Source organism: Sphingomonas sp. SORGH_AS_0438, from assembly GCF_031453475.1.
GTDB lineage: Bacteria > Pseudomonadota > Alphaproteobacteria > Sphingomonadales > Sphingomonadaceae > Sphingomonas.
The window spans coordinates 3,305,950-3,322,885 of the sequence record NZ_JAVIZS010000001.1; the positions used below are offsets into that span (position 1 = coordinate 3,305,950).

18 protein-coding genes are annotated in these 16,936 nt (G+C 66.6%); 6 read left to right on the forward strand and 12 right to left on the reverse strand.

All coding sequences use genetic code 11. The features are described 5' to 3' along the window. Positions 1-79: 79 nt before the first annotated feature. Together QE452_RS15545 and QE452_RS15550 are read left to right on the forward strand one after the other, a co-directional pair. A complete protein-coding gene (locus tag QE452_RS15545) occupies positions 80-823 on the forward strand; it encodes a lysozyme (protein WP_309659348.1) in 744 nt (247 codons plus the stop codon). A 233-nt stretch (positions 824-1,056) separates the two neighbouring features. Continuing rightward, on the forward strand, positions 1,057-1,248 hold the full coding sequence (locus tag QE452_RS15550) for a hypothetical protein (RefSeq protein WP_309659347.1): 192 nt from the start codon (positions 1,057-1,059) through the stop codon (positions 1,246-1,248). An 18-nt stretch (positions 1,249-1,266) separates the two neighbouring features. On the opposite strand, the gene QE452_RS15555 is transcribed toward QE452_RS15550, so the two are convergent. Beyond that, positions 1,267-1,641 (reverse strand): winged helix DNA-binding protein, encoded by a 375-nt coding sequence (locus tag QE452_RS15555; RefSeq protein ID WP_309659346.1) that lies wholly within the window; start codon positions 1,639-1,641, stop codon positions 1,267-1,269. Positions 1,642-1,930: 289 nt separating this feature from the next. On the opposite strand from QE452_RS15555, the gene QE452_RS15560 reads away from it, so the two are divergent. Both QE452_RS15560 and QE452_RS15565 read left to right on the forward strand, forming a co-directional pair. Next, the gene (locus tag QE452_RS15560; RefSeq protein WP_309659345.1) at positions 1,931-2,350 is read left to right on the forward strand and encodes an HIRAN domain-containing protein; all 420 of its coding nucleotides are present in this window, start codon (positions 1,931-1,933) and stop codon (positions 2,348-2,350) included. Positions 2,351-2,400: 50 nt separating this feature from the next. Continuing rightward, positions 2,401-3,723, forward strand: coding sequence for an Hsp70 family protein (locus QE452_RS15565; RefSeq protein WP_309659344.1), 1,323 nt, complete (start codon positions 2,401-2,403; stop codon positions 3,721-3,723). A 147-nt stretch (positions 3,724-3,870) separates the two neighbouring features. On the opposite strand, the gene QE452_RS15570 is transcribed toward QE452_RS15565, so the two are convergent. Together QE452_RS15570 and QE452_RS15575 are read right to left on the reverse strand one after the other, a co-directional pair. Continuing rightward, a complete protein-coding gene (locus QE452_RS15570) occupies positions 3,871-4,416 on the reverse strand; it encodes a response regulator transcription factor (RefSeq protein WP_125994792.1) in 546 nt (181 codons plus the stop codon). After that, positions 4,413-5,714: an ATP-binding protein gene (locus tag QE452_RS15575; protein WP_309659343.1), complete on the reverse strand. Its 1,302-nt coding sequence runs from the start codon at positions 5,712-5,714 to the stop codon at positions 4,413-4,415. The genes QE452_RS15570 and QE452_RS15575 overlap by 4 nt, the downstream gene beginning before the upstream one ends. 123 nt (positions 5,715-5,837) lie before the next feature. Between QE452_RS15575 and QE452_RS15580 the strand changes: the two genes are divergently transcribed. Continuing rightward, positions 5,838-6,602, forward strand: a complete 765-nt coding sequence (locus tag QE452_RS15580) for a DNA alkylation repair protein (RefSeq protein ID WP_309659342.1) — start codon at positions 5,838-5,840, stop codon at positions 6,600-6,602. Here QE452_RS15580 and QE452_RS15585 read toward each other — a convergent pair. Genes QE452_RS15585 through cyoA form a run of 6 tightly spaced genes read right to left on the reverse strand, consistent with a single transcriptional unit; the run spans position 6,592 to position 11,993 of the window. Further along, complete coding sequence (locus QE452_RS15585) at positions 6,592-7,086, reverse strand: c-type cytochrome (protein WP_309659341.1); 495 nt, start codon at positions 7,084-7,086, stop codon at positions 6,592-6,594. The two genes, QE452_RS15580 and QE452_RS15585, sit on opposite strands and share 11 nt — an antisense overlap. Beyond that, on the reverse strand, positions 7,083-7,769 hold the full coding sequence (locus tag QE452_RS15590; RefSeq protein ID WP_309659340.1) for an SURF1 family protein: 687 nt from the start codon (positions 7,767-7,769) through the stop codon (positions 7,083-7,085). The genes QE452_RS15585 and QE452_RS15590 overlap by 4 nt, the downstream gene beginning before the upstream one ends. Further along, positions 7,766-8,215 carry a cytochrome o ubiquinol oxidase subunit IV gene (cyoD, locus tag QE452_RS15595; protein ID WP_309659339.1) on the reverse strand — a complete coding sequence of 150 codons (450 nt, stop codon included), beginning with the start codon at positions 8,213-8,215 and terminating at the stop codon, positions 7,766-7,768. Before cyoD ends, QE452_RS15590 begins: the two co-directional genes overlap by 4 nt. Then, positions 8,212-8,841, reverse strand: a complete 630-nt coding sequence (gene cyoC, locus QE452_RS15600; protein WP_125994787.1) for a cytochrome o ubiquinol oxidase subunit III — start codon at positions 8,839-8,841, stop codon at positions 8,212-8,214. The genes cyoD and cyoC overlap by 4 nt, the downstream gene beginning before the upstream one ends. A 3-nt stretch (positions 8,842-8,844) precedes the next feature. Further along, entirely contained in the window at positions 8,845-10,842 is a 1,998-nt protein-coding gene (gene cyoB, locus QE452_RS15605) for a cytochrome o ubiquinol oxidase subunit I (protein ID WP_125994786.1), read from the reverse strand. Between the two features lie 8 nt (positions 10,843-10,850). After that, the gene (gene cyoA, locus QE452_RS15610) at positions 10,851-11,993 is read right to left on the reverse strand and encodes a ubiquinol oxidase subunit II (RefSeq protein WP_309659338.1); all 1,143 of its coding nucleotides are present in this window, start codon (positions 11,991-11,993) and stop codon (positions 10,851-10,853) included. A gap of 116 nt (positions 11,994-12,109) precedes the next feature. On the opposite strand from cyoA, the gene QE452_RS15615 reads away from it, so the two are divergent. After that, complete coding sequence (locus QE452_RS15615; protein ID WP_125994784.1) at positions 12,110-13,450, forward strand: MFS transporter; 1,341 nt, start codon at positions 12,110-12,112, stop codon at positions 13,448-13,450. Positions 13,451-13,571: 121 nt separating this feature from the next. On the opposite strand, the gene QE452_RS15620 is transcribed toward QE452_RS15615, so the two are convergent. Genes QE452_RS15620 through QE452_RS15630 form a run of 3 tightly spaced genes read right to left on the reverse strand, consistent with a single transcriptional unit; the run spans position 13,572 to position 16,923 of the window. Next, positions 13,572-14,306 carry a Crp/Fnr family transcriptional regulator gene (locus QE452_RS15620; protein WP_125994783.1) on the reverse strand — a complete coding sequence of 245 codons (735 nt, stop codon included), beginning with the start codon at positions 14,304-14,306 and terminating at the stop codon, positions 13,572-13,574. Further along, entirely contained in the window at positions 14,303-14,680 is a 378-nt protein-coding gene (locus QE452_RS15625; RefSeq protein ID WP_405052773.1) for a response regulator, read from the reverse strand. The genes QE452_RS15620 and QE452_RS15625 overlap by 4 nt, the downstream gene beginning before the upstream one ends. Beyond that, a complete protein-coding gene (locus QE452_RS15630) occupies positions 14,671-16,923 on the reverse strand; it encodes a GAF domain-containing protein (protein WP_309730352.1) in 2,253 nt (750 codons plus the stop codon). Before QE452_RS15630 ends, QE452_RS15625 begins: the two co-directional genes overlap by 10 nt. Positions 16,924-16,936 lie beyond the last annotated feature (13 nt).

Here is a 16,936-nt window from a genome sequence, read left to right on the forward strand (position 1 = left end):
CGCGCTGCGCCGCCGGCGACGGACCATCCGACCGGACTAAGGCCCGCCCCGGCTCCGGGGCCCCAGCGGAGATGCATAGATGACTCGTATCGACTGGCGCGACGCCTCGCGCTGGTGGTCCGTGCGCCTGTCGGCGTTCGGCTCACTTCTTTATGCCGCGATGCTGCTGATGCCGGAGCGGCTGCTCGACCTGTGGGCGATGATGCCGGTCGAGCTTCGCGCGCTGCTGCCGGCGCGGGCTGGCGACTGGCTGGGCATGATCCTGTTCGCGCTAGTCATCGTCGCGCGCCTGCTGCCCCAGCCGGTACGCGACCATCGACCGCGGCCGGCGGAGCGCGGCGCGCTGTCCGCCAAGGCGGTCGGCGGCACGGCCGTGATCGCGGCCGCCCTGACCCTGGCGATCGCCGGCCTGCGTGTGGATGAGGGCAAGCGGAACACCGGCTATGCCGATATCGCCGGCGTCGCGACGATCTGCTTCGGCCATACCGGGCCGGACGTGCGCCCCGGACAGTATCGCACCGATGCCGAATGCGAGTCGCTGTTGCGGCGGGACGCCCAGGCACATCTGGCTGGCGCGCTCGCCTGTTCGCCCGAACTGGCGGAGCGGCCGAACCAGCTCGCCGCCGTGACGCGGCTGACCTTCAACATCGGCGTCGCCGGCTATTGCCGCTCCAGCATCGCCCGGCATTTCGCCGCCGGGCGCTGGCGGCAGGGCTGCGACCGGTTCCTCGCCTTCCGCTTCGCCGGCGGCCGACCGGTGCGCGGACTGCTGCTGCGCCGCCAGCGCGAGCGGACATTGTGCCTCGCCGGCCTGCCCGCCTGATCGCCCCTTTCCCGCGATCGCAAGGATTTCACGATGCGTCCCTTTGCCAGCATCCAGACCGGCAACGACAGCGGCGCGGTGCGGACGCCGATTTACCTATCCGGGGGCGATGGTCGTCACCGAATATCGCGTGATCAGATGCGGGTCGGTCGACCGGCGGAACCGGTCGCGCGTTGCGGCATTGTTCCCATTGGCGACCGGCCATGACTCGGTCGCGCGCAAAGAGGACATCCATGAGCCGAGTGAAGCTGACCCTGTTCGGGGCCAACAATCGTATCGCCGCCGACGACCGCAGCCCGCTGCCCGCGATCGAGCTCGGCAACAACATCAAGCCCGATACGCTGGAGCGTCTGTCCGGCCTCACCCCGGTCGAGCGCGCGCTGTTCCAGTCGCTGTCGCACAACAACGACGCCATTGCCGTCTGACCGGCTCGGAGGCCGCCCTCAGCGCTGGCCCTCGATCAATCGCAGATAGGCGATCATCTCTCGTCGCCCGACCGGCGAGAGTTTCACGAACATGCGGCGGGCGTCGCTGGGATCGGGTACCCGCATCACCAGATCGCGCTCCTCAAGCAGGTTGATGTATCGCAGGGCTGTCGACGCGGCGACGCCGGACGCCATGCAGGCGGCGGTGGTCGATACCGATCGCTCCTCCGACTCCGAGACCAGCAGATCGAGCAGAAGATCCCAGGCCGGATCGGCGAACAGGTCGCGAAACGCCCGAAAATGTCGATCCCGCCACCGACGCTCATGCCACAGCCGCAAGGCCAGCATGGCGATATCGCTCGGAATAGCCGGGACTTTGTCCCGCCGGCTCATCGAAGAGCCCGAAGATCAGGGCGGATCGACATCAAATACCCTCATTCCACCGCATCGACATGCCGAAAGACGATGCTGCTTCGTCAGCTTGTCCCGCAGCCCGATGCGTCAGATCTTGTATCCATTCCGTCGCAAAATGGATATAGTTTTGCAGCCTGTCGGGTTGATGATCTGCAAATTATCGGGAAATATTGCGGAGACGCGATGGGATGACTGGCTTTCTGCTTCAAAACATAGGCTTGCCGCGACATATATCCGTTATGGACCATCTTGGGAGGACGTGGCTTCGGTGGAGGAACTGACTCTCGCGGTGGTCGGACTGGACTATCCCAATGCTGATCGCGGCAGTCGCCGGTTCGAGGCGCTGCTCTGCCATCCGGGCGACCCGGTGTCGCTGCGTCCGGAACCCCGCAACCCCCATGATCCCCATGCCGTCGCGGTCTTGAGCGAGCGCGGCGTCCAGATCGGCTATCTGACCGCCGAACGTGCGCCTTGGATCGGCGGCCGCCTGCGTCAGGGGGTACCCGTCGTCGCAGTATTCCAGGGCATGGCGGGCGCCGTCGCCTATATTCGGCTGCGCTTCGGCGGCGAGGCCCCGCAGCGGCTGCCGCCGATCACGCAGACCGGCGATCCGACTCCGGTCGTCGCGCCGGAGGCCGACGACAGCGGTTTCCACCCCGATCCCGACGGGCCCGAATGGGGCGCATGAGCGGCTTTGCCGGCTTGCGCGGACCATCGTCCCTGTAGCACCAGCGAGCGATGACCGACCCCGCCCCACCCGCCGTGCTCGGCTTCGATTTCGGCACCACCAATTCGGTCGCCGCCATCGCGCGCGGCGGCGAGTCGGCCTTGGTGCCGATCGCCGGCCCGGATGGCGCGTCCCCGGTGTTCCGTTCCGCCCTGTGTTTCTGGCAGGAGGAATCGGCGCGCGGCGGACTGGAATCGGCGGCAGGACCATGGGCGATCGCCGAATATCTCGACTTTCCCGAGGGAAGCCGCTTCCTCCAGTCGTTCAAGTCGGTCGCCGCCGCGCCGAGCTTCGAACATGCCACGGTGTTCGAGCGGCGCTTCCGCTTCGAGGGCCTGGGCGCGCGCTTCCTCGACCATATGATCGCGCGGGCGAACGGCGCGTTCGACCAGCCGCTGGCGCGGATCGTGGTCGGGCGGCCGGTCGAATGGGTCGGCCACCGGCCGGACGAGGCGCTGGCGCGCAGCCGCTACGATGCGATGTTCGCGAAATTGACGGCGGCCGGAGCGGGCGTCGACCTCCATTATGTCTACGAACCGCTCGGCGCCGCGTTCAGCTATGCCTCCACGATCGACCGGCCGGCGACCGTGCTGGTCGCGGATTTCGGCGGCGGCACCAGCGACTTCTCCGTGGTGCGGATCGAGGCGCCGGGCGCGGCGCGGCGCTGCGTGCCGCTGGGCCATGCCGGTGTCGGCATCGCCGGCGACCGCTTCGACTATCGCCTGGTCGATCATCTGGTCATGCCGCTGCTCGGCAAGGGCGGCCGCTACCGCTCGTTCGACAAGGTGCTGGAGATTCCGGCCGGCTATTTCAGGGATTTCGGCGACTGGTCGCGACTCGCGCTGATGCGCAACCGCCGCACGCTCGCCGATCTGGAGAAGCTGCGCCGTGCCGCGCTCGATCCAGAAGCGATCGCGCGGATGATCGCGGTGATCGAGCAGGAACAGGGCTATCGCCTGTACGACGCGGTCGGGCAGGTGAAGCGCGACCTGTCGGCCTCCGAGCAGGCGCGGTTCGTCTTCGACGGCGGCGGCCTGCGGATCGAGGCGGAGGTGCATCGCCGCGACTTCGAGAATTGGATCGCCCCCGACATCGCCCGGATCGAACAGGCGGTCGATCGCGCGCTCGCGGCGGCCGGCACCGATCCCGCCGCGATCGACCGCGTCTTCCTGACCGGCGGCACCTCGCTGACGCCGCGCATCCACCGCCTGTTCGTCGAACGCTTCGGCGAGGAGCGGCTGGCGACCGGCGATGCCCTCACCTCCATCGCCCATGGCCTGGCGCTGATCGGCGAGTCGCCCGACATCGCCACCTGGGCCACGACGCCGGGATGACGATTGCAGTCGCTGCATTCCCTATTCGTCAACTTGCACTTAACATAGGCTGCGCTGTCGCCCATAGGGAGCAGGCCTTTCAGGCATCCTCTCCTAAAAACTTATCAGGCCGGTCTCGTACCGGCCTTTTTTTTCGCCCGGCGTGGTTCAGCCCATGTGCCGCTTGTCGAGCTTGCGGGCCAGGGTGCGGCGATGCATCCCCAGCCGTCGGGCGGCCTCGGAGATGTTGAACTCGCTATCCGCCAGCGTCTGGTGGATATGCTCCCATTCCAACGTCTTGATGCTGGTCGGGGCGGCCGCCAGATCGACCTCCGCATCGCCATCCACCTTGGCGAAGGCGGCTTCGATATCGTCGGTATTGGCAGGCTTGGTCAGGTAGTTGGTCGCGCCCAGCTTGATCGCCTCGACCGCCGTGGCGATGCTGGCGAAGCCGGTCAGCACGACGATCCGCATCGCCATGTCGACCCGGTGCAGCGCCTCGATGCACGACAGGCCCGACGCGCCCGCCAGCCGCAGGTCGACCACCGCGAAGCCGGGGCGGAACGTCCCCGCCACCGATTCGAGCTGGTCCGGCCCGCTCAGCACCTGCACCGCATAGCCGCGCCGCTCGAACGATCGGGCCAGGGTGCGCGCGAAGACGGCGTCATCCTCCACGATCAGCAGTCGGCGCTGCTCCGTTCCGGTCTCGCTCATGCCGTCTCTCCCTCCGCCGCCAGCGCCGCCAGCGGCACGCGCATCGTGATCCGCGCGCCCTGCCCCGGCAGGTTCATGGCGCGCAGCGTCCCGCCCAGCGTCCGCAGCACATTGTTCGACAGGAACAGCCCCAGCCCCGATCCGGGCCGCGCCTTGCTGCTTTGATAGGGTTTGCCGACATGCGCCAGGATATGGTCAGGAAAGCCATGGCCGTCGTCCTCGATGCGCAGCACCAGGTCCGCGCCCTCGCGATCGACGGTCAGCGCGATGCGGCTGGCCCCCGCCTCGACGGCATTGTCCAGCGTGTTGGTCAGCGCCTGGCCCAGCGCGCGATCGGCGATGATCGCCCAATCGGCGACCTGGCCGTAATCGACCGTGACCAGATCGGGATGGATTCGGCTCCACGCCAGCAGCAGCATGTCGACGAAGCGACGCAAGGTGGTGCGCGCCGGGGCCTCGCCGGTCACCTCGCCGGCGGCGAACAGCACGCCGCTGACGATATCCTTGCAGCGCATCACCTCGGCGCGCATGTCCGCCACCTCGGCGGCGAGGTGCGGCGAGCGGGCGATGGCGGGCTCGTTCTTCCAGTCGCTGAGGATCACCGCCAGCGAAGCGAGCGGCGTGCCCAGTTCATGCGCCGCACCGCTGGCGAGCAGGCCGATGCGGACGATATGCTCCTCCTCCGCCGCCCGCTGGCGCAGCTCCGCCAGATGCGAGTCCCGTTCGCGCAGGTTGCGGGTGACGCGGGTGACGAACAGCACGATCAGCACCGCGGTCAGCGTGAAGTTGAACCAGCTGCCCAGCACATAGGCGGGCGATGGCGAATGCGCGATCAGCGCCGGCAGGGGCAGCGGCCGGTGAGTCACCGCCAGCCCGGCGAACAATCCGCTGGTCAGCGCCACCATCGCCCAGCTCGACCAGGTCTCCAGCAGGATCGCGCCCAGCACGACCTGGAGCAGGAACAGCGAGGCGAAGGGATTGGTCGCGCCGCCGCTCAGGAACAGCTGGATCGTCAGGCAGGTGACGTCGACGATCAGGCTGGCGACCAGGTGCAGGTTGGTGATCGGCCAGCGCTTGGGTATCGCCAGGGTCAGCAGGTTGAGCACCACCAGCAGCCCCAGCGCCGCCAGCATCGGGGCCAGCGGCAGGCGGATGTCGAGCCCGTAATGTACGCCGAGGATCGTCGCGAGCTGCCCGCCGACCGCCAGCCAGCGCAACTGCACCAGCAGGCGCAGGTTGCGCCGGCCCGCTTCGGTGACCGTCGGCGGCTCCGCTCCGCTGGGCTGGGTGGTCAGCATGGGGGGACTGTAGGACTTTCGGGCGCGGAAGGAAGGCGTCGTGACACGCCCCCCACTTGTCCCGCCCGCACGGCCCGACGATACGGCCGATATGGATCAGCGACCGCCCTGCCGACAGACCGGATGACCGCCGGACCACGCACCATCGCCGGCATCGATCCAGCCCGCCGGGCGCTGCTCGACGCCGGTAGGGTCGAGTCAACGACGCTGACCGAGGGGTTGGCCATCGACTTCGCCACGCTGATGCACAGTGCCCTGCCCGATCTCGGCGAAGCCGCATGCGCGACCCTGCGCCAGGCGGCGGGCATGGGTATCGTGAAGCGCATGGCGTTGGCCGCACGGCTGATCCTCGATCGCCATGGTCCCGACCATGTGGCGGCGCTGTACGATCATCCCTCGGACACGGTGCGCGGCTGGGCCTGCTTCGCCATCGGTGCCGTACCCGGCCTGTCGCTGGACGCGCGGTTGGCGCGCATCCGCCCGCTCGCCGACGATCCCCATTTCGGCGTGCGCGAATGGGCGTGGATCGCCGTACGGCCAGCCATCGCCGACGAACTCGATGTGGCGATTTCGGCCTTGGCCCGCTGGACGGCCGATCCCTCCGCGCGAATCCGCCGCTTCGCCAGCGAGGCGACGCGGCCGCGCGGCGTCTGGTGCGCGCATCTCCGTCCGCTTCGCGATCGCCCCGAACTTGGCCTGCCGATCCTGGAGCCGTTGCGCGCGGACCGTGCCCGCTATGTGCAGGATTCGGTCGGCAACTGGTTGAACGATGCGGGCAAAGACCGGCCGGACTGGGTGCGATCCCTTTGTGCCCGCTGGTCGGCGAACGGTCCGACGCCGGAGACGGCCCGGATCGTCAGGCGTGGGCTACGCTCGCTCAGCGCTTGACCGGGCAGCCGTTCGCCGGGCCGTCGACCGGATCGAGACCGCAGAGGAAGGCGATCACGTCCGCCCGGTCGAGCGGGTCGCGGAGCCCCGGATCGGGCATGGACGTGCCTGGCACCACCGCCTGCGGCCCCGCCAGCCAGCGGTCCAGCCGCGCCGCCGTCCACTGGCCCGACGCGGTGCGGAGCGCATAGCTGTAGGAGAAGCTGGGGCTCACCCGCCCCAATGGCCGGCCGACGACGCCGTGGAGATTGGGTCCGTTGCGATCGGGCGCACCGGCGCGGGCGGCATGGCAGGAGGCGCAGCGGTGGAACAGGCGTTCGCCGCTCGCCGGGTCGCTGACCCGCAACCAGTCGGCCGGGCGGGGATTCGCGCCAGCCGCGGCGATGCGTCGCTCGCGGTCCGCGTCACCGCGGCTACAGGCACTCACCAGCCCGAGCCCCAGCAGCGCGAGCGCCCCGGCCGTCCCCAGACCGGCCCGCCTCATCCCCGGCGCAGTGCGCGCCAGCCCATGAACGCGACCAGCGCGGCAAGGCCGAACCAGGTCAGCGCATAGGACAGGTGGTTGTTGGGGAAGCGCACCACGGTCAGCCCGCCCTGCGGCCATTGGCCCGGCGGCGCGATGCGGTCGGCATCGATAAAATAGGGGGCAACGGTGCCGAGCCCGCGCTTCGCGGCGATCGCGGCGACGTCGCGCGAATACCAGCGGTCGCTGGCGGGGACGTTGTTGCGCAGAAAGCCGCCCTCGGGCTCGGTCAACCGCAACAGGCCGACGACCTGGGTCGTGCCGGCTGGCGGCGGCGCGGGCCTGGCGCCCGTTGGCACGAAGCCGCGATTGACCAGCAGCGTGTAGCCGGCATCACTTCGAAAAGGGGTCAAAACCCAGAAACCGGGGCCATAGTCGGTCACCGCCTGGGTCAGCGTATCCGCGCCGACCCGGTAGCGGCCGGTGACGCGGAGGCGGCGATAGGCGTCGGCCGGGGCGACCCTGCGCCATTCGGCCGGCCCCGGGGCCGGCACCGGCTTGGCCGCCAGCCGCGCACTCGTCTGGGCGATCAGCGCCCGTTTCCAGGCCAGCCGCTCGACCTGCCACACGCCCAGCCCGACCAGCAGCAGGACCGCCGCGACGATCGCGACGACCAGCCCCGGCCGGGCGCGGGCGCTACTCACATTCCGCCGCCGCCGACATCCCCGGACGCGGACATGGCGCCGGACATGGCCCCCGTGCCGGGCATCATGTTCTGGTTCATATGGTACATGACCCACAGCGAACCGGTCAGCGCGATCACCACGACGATCAGCGTGAAGATCAGCGCCATCAGCGTCCAGCCATTCTCCGACTTGGAGTTCATGTGCAGGAAATAGACCATGTGGACGACGATCTGCACCAGCGCGAACGCCATGACGATGCCGGCGGTGACCCGCGTATCGGCAAAGGCGTCGGTCATCACCAGCGCGAAGGGGATCGCGGTCAGCACCACCGACAGCAGGAAACCGGTCATGTAGCTCTTGCGGCTGCCATGCGCATGGCCATCGCCATGGTCGTGACCGTGGTGGTCTCCGTGATGGCCATGGGCGTCATGGCCGTGCGTGGAGATATGGGGTTCGGCGCTCATCGCAGCACTCCGAGCAGGTAGACGAAGGTGAAGACGCCGATCCAGATGACGTCCAGGAAGTGCCAGAACAGCGACAGGCACTGCAGGCGGCGCTTGTTGTCGGGGATCAGCCCCTTGCGGCCGACCTGCACCATCAGCGTCACCAGCCAGATGATGCCGAAGGTGACGTGCAGGCCGTGCGTGCCGACAAGCGTGAAGAAGGCCGACAGGAAGGCCGAGCGCCACGGACCCGCGCCCTCATGGATGAGGTTCGAGAATTCGTAGAGCTCGATGCCCAGGAAGGCGAGGCCGAACAGGCCGGTGACCGCCAGCCAGGCCTGGGTCGCGCCCTTGCGGTTCTCGTCCATCGCGATCATCGCGAAGCCGTAGGTGATCGACGAGAAGAGCAGCATCGCGGTGTTGACCGCGACCAGCGGCAGCTCGAACAGCTCGCGCTGGTCGGGGCCGCCGGCATAGCTGCCGCCATAGACGCCATACGCCGCGAACAGCATGGCGAAGATCAGGCAGTCGCTCATCAGGTAGAGCCAGAAGCCCAGCATGGTGCTGCCGCCCGCCTCGTGGTGATGCTCGTCCGTCTCGTAGAAGATCGGCGCCTCGGCGCCGGGCGGGATGGTTGCGCTGCTCATGCCTTACGCTCCCGCCGCCAGCGCCTTGGTGCGCGCATTCTCGGTCTCGATCACTTCTTCCACCGGGATGTAATAGTCGCGGTCATAGTTGAACGTGTGGCCGATCGCGACCGCCAGCAGTCCGACGAAGCTCAGCGCCGCCAGCCACCAGATGTACCAGATCATCGCCAGGCCGAACACGGTCGCGCAACCCGCCAGGATGACGCCCGCGCCGGTGTAGCGCGGCATGTGGATGGCCCGGAAGCCCTCGGTCGGACGCTCGGCCCCCCGCGCCTTCATGTCGTACCAGGCGTCCAGGTCGTGGACGACGGGCGTGAAGGCGAAGTTATAGTCGGGCGGCGGCGACGAGGTCGCCCATTCCAGCGTCCGGCCACCCCAGGGATCGCCGGTCGTGTCGCGCAGCGCCTCGCGGTTGCGGAAGCTGACCCAGAACTGCACCAGCATGGCGCCGATCCCGGCCGCGATCATCAGCGCGCCAAGCGCGGCGATGATGAACCAGATCTGGAGCGATGGATCGTCGAAGTGGCGCAGGCGACGCGTCACGCCCATCAGGCCGAGCACGTAGAGCGGCATGAAGGCGACGTAGAAGCCCAGCGTCCAGCACCAGAAGCTGACCGTGCCCCAGAACTTGTCCAGCTTGAAGCCGAACGCCTTGGGGAACCAGTAGTTGATCGCCGCGAAGGTGCCGAACACGACGCCGCCGATGATCACGTTATGGAAGTGCGCGATCAGGAACAGCGAGTTGTGCAGCACGAAGTCCGCCGGCGGCACCGCCAGCAGCACGCCCGTCATGCCGCCGATCACGAAGGTGATCATGAACGCGATCGTCCACATCATCGGCAGCTCGAAGCGGATCCGCCCCTTGTACATGGTGAACAGCCAGTTGAAGATCTTCGCGCCCGTCGGGATCGAGATGATCATCGTGGTGATGCCGAAGAACGAGTTGACGCTCGCGCCCGACCCCATGGTGAAGAAGTGGTGCAGCCAGACCAGATAGGCCAGGATGGTGATGACCAGGATGGCGTAGACCATCGAGGTATAGCCGAAGATGCGCTTGGACGAGAAGGTCGAGGTGATTTCCGAGAACACGCCGAACAGCGGCAGGATCAGGATGTACACCTCCGGGTGGCCCCAGATCCAGATCATGTTCACGTACATCATCGGGTTGCCCCCGCCGGTGTTCGTGAAGAAGTTGGTGCCGATGTAGCGGTCGAGCGACAGCATCGCCAGCACCGCGGTCAGGATCGGGAAGGCGGCGACGATCAGGGTGTTGGTCGCCAGCGCGGTCCACACGAAGACCGGCATCTTCATCAGGGTCATGCCCGGCGCGCGCATCTTGATGATGGTCGCGAGCAGGTTGACGCCCGACAGCAGCGTGCCGACGCCGGCGATCTGGAGCGCCCAGATATAATAGTCGACGCCCACGTCCGGCGAATAATCCAGCCCGGACAGCGGCGCCATCGCTAGCCAGCCGGTGCGGGCGAACTCGCCGACGAACAGGCTGGCCATGACGATCACCGCGCCCGACACCGTCATCCAGAAGCTGAAATTGTTCAGGAACGGGAAGCTGACGTCGCGCGCGCCGATCTGGAGCGGCACGACATAGTTCATCAGTCCGGTGACGAAGGGCATCGCCACGAAGAAGATCATGATGACGCCGTGCGCCGTGAACACCTGGTCGTAATGGTGCGCGGGCAGGAAGCCCTCGTTCGCGCCGAAGGCCATGGCCTGCTGCGCACGCATCATCAGCGCGTCGGCGAAGCCGCGCAGCAGCATGATGATCCCCAGGATCATGTACATGATGCCGATGCGCTTATGGTCGACGGTGGTGAACCACTCCTTCCAGAGATAGCCCCACAGCTTGAAATAGGTCAGCGCCCCCAGCACCACCGCGCCGCCAAAGGCGACCGCGGCGAAGGTGCCGACCAGGATCGGCTCGTGGATGGGGAAACTGTCGAGCGTCAGCCGCCCGAAGATCGTCTTGAGCAAGGTTTCGGACATGATGTCTCTCAGGCCCCCGCAGCGGCGGAGGAACGGCCGGGGACGCCCGGCAGCGTGGAATGGTCGATCGCGGAGAAGCTGCGATTTTTCTCACCGCCGCGATCCTGCGACCCGGCCGGCGTCTCGATCGGCGCACCGCGATTCTCGCCGCCCTTCTTGTCCTCGGGCGCCTTGAACAGCGCGCCGTCGGGCTTGTCGACGGGCGGACGGTTGCTGACCGGGGCATGGGCGCCGCGGTGCATGTCCTTGGCCATGGCATCCTGCATGCAGGGGGTGCCCGGCTTCACGCACATGCCCAGGATCTTGTCCCACAGGCCCGGCTGCACCGCGTTGAAGCCCATCGCCGGCACGCGCTCGCTGGGCTTCTCCAGCTCCAGATACCGGTCGGTGGACAGGCGATCCGGCTGGCGGCGGATCGATTCGACCCATTCGCCGAACTGCGCCTCGGTCACCGAACGGGTCGGGAAGTTCATGTAGGAGAAGCCGGCGCCGCTATAATTGGCGGACTTGCCCTCGAACGTGCCGGTCTTGTTCAGCACCGCGTGGAGCTGCGTTTCCATGCCCGGCATGGTGTAGATCATGCCGGCCATGGCGGGGACGTAGAAGGTGTTCATCACCGACGAGGAGGTCATCTTGAACTGGACCGGCCGGTTGACCGGCACCACCAGCTGGTTGACCGTGGCGATGCCCTGTTCCGGATAGAGGAACAGCCACTTCCAATCCATCGACACGACCTCGACCACCAGCGGCTTGGTCGCGGGCGTCACCGGCTCGCCCGGCGCGACGCGGGTCAGCGGGCGATAGGGATCGAGCGTGTGCGTCGCCAGCCAGGTCAGCGCGCCGAGCGCGATGACGATCAGCAGCGGCATCGCCCAGATCACCAGCTCCAGGCCGGTCGAATGGTCCCAGTCGGGTCGATATTCGGCCTCCGTGTTGCTGGCGCGGTATTTCCACGCGAACAGCACGGTGAGCGCGATCACCGGGATGATGATGATCAGCATCAGCCCGGTCGACCACAGGATCAGGTCGGCCTGTTGACGCGCGACATCGCCGGCGGGGTTCATGACCACCATGTCGCAGCCGCCCAACAGGGCGGGTGCGGCCAGCGCAGCAGCCCGGAGGCCGCGGGAGCAAGAGAGGGATCGGGACATATTGGTGTGGCGGCTACTCCCGATTGTGCATCTGCGAAATAGGACAATTTGTCCTATCCCGCATTGCGGCATGGCTCGCTAAGCCTCTCTCCAAATATTTGGAGTAGCTTCAGGCCATGGCTGAGACCGCCGCCTCTTCCACGCCCACATCGCAGGGCATCGAGCGCGATGCCCGTGCGATGTACGCGGAAGGCCATCATGACGTGCACCCCGGCGAGATCGCGATCGGCGTGATCATCGGGCGCACGTCCGAATTCTTCGACTTCTTCGTCTATGCCATCGCCTCGGTGCTGGTGTTCCCGCAGATCGTCTTCCCCTTCGTCGACCGGGTGACGGGCACGCTCCTGTCCTTCACGCTCTTCCCCCTCGCCTTCCTGGCGCGGCCGCTGGGGACGCAGATCTTCATGGCGATCGACCGTCGCCATGGCCGCGGCACCAAGCTGACGATCGCCCTGTTCCTGCTCGGCACCTCGACCGTGTCGCTCGCCTTCCTGCCCGGCTACGAGCAGGTCGGCATGGCCTCGGCCATCCTGCTCGGCCTGTTCCGCGTTGGCCAGGGCATCGCGCTCGGCGGGGCCTGGGACGGTCTCGCCTCGCTGCTCGCGCTCAACGCGCCGGAGGGCAAGCGCGGCTGGTATGCGATGGTGCCGCAGCTCGGCGCACCGCTCGGCCTGATCGTGGCGAGCGGACTGTTCGCCTTCTTCTCCGGGCTGCTGTCGCCGGGCGACTTCCTGTCCTGGGGCTGGCGCTATCCCTTCTTCGTGGCGTTCGCGCTCAACGTGGTGGCGCTGTTCGCCCGCCTGCGCATCGTCGTGACGCCGGAATATACCGAGCTGTTCGACACCCGCGAGCTGACCGCCTCGCCGGTCGGCGCGACGATCCGCGCGCAGTGGCGCAACATCGTGATCGGCGCCTTCGCACCGCTCGCCAGCTTCGCGCTGTTCCACATGGTCACGGTGTTCCCGCTGTCCTGGGTCATGCTGTTCACCGACCAGAGCATCACCCGCTTCCTGCTGATCGAGATGATCGGCGCGGTGTTCGGCGTCGGCGCGATTGTCGTGTCGGGCATGTTGGCGGACCGGATCGGTCGCCGCTCGCTGCTCGGCTATACCGCCGTCGCGATCGCCGCGTTCAGCGGTTTCGCGCCGCAGCTGCTCAATGGCGGCGACGTGGGCGAGCTGGCCTTCATGATCGGTGGCTTCATCCTGCTCGGCCTGTCCTTCGGCCAGTCGTCGGGCGCGGTGACCAACAATTTCCCGAAGCGCGCCCGATACACCGGCGCGGCGCTCACCTCGGACCTGGCCTGGCTGTTCGGCGCCGGCTTCGCCCCGCTGGCGGCGCTGGTGCTGGCGCAGAATTTCGGCCTGCTGGCCGCCGGTGGCTATCTGCTGTCGGGCGCGATCGGCACGCTGGCGGCGCTGTACCTGAACAAGGAACTCGGCAAGCGGATGGGGTGATCCCCTCCCGTGCCGGTGCGGACGGTCCGTACCGGTACGCCGAATCATGGAAAAAGGGCCAGCGCGACGATCGTGTCGCGCTGGCCCTTTTTCTATCCGGACAGGCTGTTCGGCGAAGCGATCAGCGCGCCGTGCCGAAGGGAATGGCCGACACCCGTACCGGCTGCCGGTTGATCTTGCGCGCCAGCGCCACCGGATCGGTCAGCGTCAGCCGGCCCGTCTTCCAGGTCAAATCGCCTTCGCGGCGGAAGAGCTGGATCATGCGATTGACGTGGACCGAGGTCAGGCCCAGCGCATCGGCGATCATTTCCTGCGTCAGTGGCAGCGCGAAGCTGTTGCCGCTTTCCAGCCCCGCCATCCGCAGGCGTTCGAGCAGTTCGAGGAACAGGTCGCCGATCCGTTCCTGCGCATTGAGCCGGCCGAGCCGGGTGATGTTGGCGAGCAGATAGGCTTCGTCCAATGCCCGGCTGAGCGCATAGGCCTCGGCCAACGCCGGCGACTTGTCGCGGAGTGGCGCCGAACAGATCTCGACCGGCGTCAGCGCGATCACCGTCGCCGTCGCCACGGGCCGCGACTGTTGCCCGAGCCCGACGACATCGCCCGGCAACAGGAAGCTGAGGAACTGGCGACGACCATCGGCCAGGAATCGCACGCGCGCCGCCCAGCCGCTGAGGATGAGCAGCGGCTCGACGATCTCATGGCCCTCGCCGATCAACTCGCGGCGCGGCTTGATCGGGCGCGCGGTCGTCAAGGCGTCGGTCAGCGCGAAGGTCGCGTCGTCGTCGAGCGGCACCAGCGTGTTCAGCCGGCGTACCGCCGCGCCAGGATCGCGAAAAGCTCTGATTGCACGTATCACAATGCCACCTCCGGGCAGATAAGATCGCGCAAGCTGTTCAGCACGATCTCCATGGTAAAGGGCTTGGCCAGGCGCGGTCGGTCGCGATATCCATCCGGCAGGGTGGTCCCGTCATAGCCCGTCAGAAACGTATAAGGCACGCCTTGCTCGTCCAGCTTGTCCGCGATCGGGAACGAGGTCACACCCTCCAGATTCACATCGATCAACGCGGCATCGATCGGATCGTTGCTCACCGCGGCCAAACCTTGAGGCACGGTGTTGAACGGTCCAACGACGACCGCCCCCTCGCGGAGCAGGGCGCGTTTCAGGTCCGAGGCGATGTAATATTCGTCCTCGATCACGAGGATGCGCTTGCCATTCAGCATCACGACCACCCCCCTTCTCCATAGCGCACGGCATCGTCATCGACGGGCGACAGAGGAACTGCGATCGTGCAGCGTACGCCGCCACGTTCGAACAGCAACTCCGTATCAGCCCTTAGTCGATAGGGTAGCGCTTCCTCGATCAATTCTCGCCCGAAACCATAGCGGCTGGGTCGCAGATCGATCGCCGGAATGCCGGATTCTGTCCAGCTCAGTAGCAGCTTCTTGCCTCCCCTATGATCCGCATCAACCTGCCAAGTGATAGCAAGCTTGCCGGACTTCACTTTTAACGCACCAAATTTGATCGCGTTTACAGTCAGTTCATGAAATGTTAAAGCCAAATTCTCGGCAATGTCCAGTGGCATCCCCACGTCGGGGCCCTCGATCCGGACAGATGGCCCGTCGGAAACGCCGACGCTGAGCAATTCCTCCCGCACAAGATTCTGAAGATCGACCAACTGTTCCGGGTGGTGCGAGATACCGGCATGGGTCCGGGCCAGTGCGTCCAGTCGACCACGGAAATGATCGTTGATGTCATCTATGTCATAACCCGACTCGATCGTCCGCTCGAACACCGACCGGGTCACCGTCAGCAGGTTACGAACCCGGTGCTGCAACTCGGCGAGCAGGAACCCCTGTCGGTCCTTCAATGTCCGTAATTCATGGATGTCGATCGCCGAGCCATACCAGCCGGTGACCTGTCCATTCTTGTCGCGGGCCGGGACCGAACGCGCCAGGAACCAGCGATAGCTGCCATCGCGCATCCGGTAGCGGACCTGTCGCTCGATGGGCGTATGGAAGTCGTCCGCGCGCTTGACGATATCCAGTTCCATCGGCCGGTCTTCCGGATGGACGGACCGAATCCAGCCGCCATTCTGCCCGTCCGAATAGGATTGGCCGGTCAGCCGCTCCCACTGGCGATTATCGACGAAGTTGATTCCGTCGCTATCGGCATGCCACAACAGACTTGGCAGCAATTCGGTGGTGCGGCGAAAGCGATCGCTCGTTTCCTGCAAGGTGGCTTCGGCCCGGGCGCGAGCGACCGCCAATTTGCAACGCTCGCCGACCTCCTCCAGGAACTTGACCTCGGCACAGCTCCAATGCCGCTTGGAGCCGGTGCCGATGAACAGGCAGCCGACGACCCGGTCCCGGCTGAGGAGCGGCACGGCGCATAATGCACCGATCCCGATCGAGCCGAGATAGTCCCGGGCCGGATCGGTGCCGCAATCGTCCAGCGCGATCGTCTGCCCTTTTCGGATCGGGTCGAGCAACTGGTCGGGACAATGGCTCGCCGGAATCGCCAGTCGACGCGCTTCGCTCGGACGATCCGGATCGATCGCCTCGACCTCCAGCGTCTCCTTGTCCGCATTGAAGTAGATGAAACCGCACCGTTCCACGTCCAGCCATTTGACCAGTTTCCGGATCGTGTGTTGCTGGATGGCCAGCGGATCGGCCATGCCGCGCCATTGCTGACTGAGCCGCCGCAGACGCTGGTCATCGCGATGCTGGTTTTCGATCCGCTGCAAGACCTGCCGGATATGAACGAACTCCCCCGCCATCCAGCCGAGCAGATCGAGCAGACGCAGCGTGAAACTGTCCAGCGACCGTGCTTCACGAAAATGGACGGTCAGCACACCCAGGAAGTGACGCTCCGGACCGATCAGCGGGATCGACACCATCGCCGCGACCCCTGCATCCTGCATCATCGTCCGAACGACTTCGGGCAGGTTGGATCGCGCGACATCCGTCAGGACAACGCGCTGGCGCTTCGTCCTCAGACGGTCGAGCACCGGGCTTGGGATTCTGAGATCATGCTCGCAATAGGTGCGCGTATAGTCACTCTCGCCGGTGAAACCCTGAAGCGCGACCAGGCTGATCCACCGGTCATCGGCGTCGACCAGGTGGACACCGCCCCGATCAGTGTCCGCAAAGGAGGTGGCGAGATACAGCACCTCGCTCATCGCTTCGTTCACATCCTTCGCTTCACGCAAGCGAAGATGGAGATCATGCAACAGGGTGAGCGCCGATCGGTCATCGATCCGGCGATCGATCGGTAGCGTCACCGGGTCGTCGCTCGACAGACCGTTCCGGTCCATCGGCTGCAACCGGATCACGAAACCAGCGATCTGCCCCAAGTCATCTTCGACCGGGCGGATCGTCACCTGGGTCAATGCCCGGCTGAAACTCGGCGGCAGGGTCAGCGCCGGTTGCGGTCCCCAGGCATCGGCGGCGCGATCCAAGGCCTGTTGGAACATCGGCCAGCAGGTC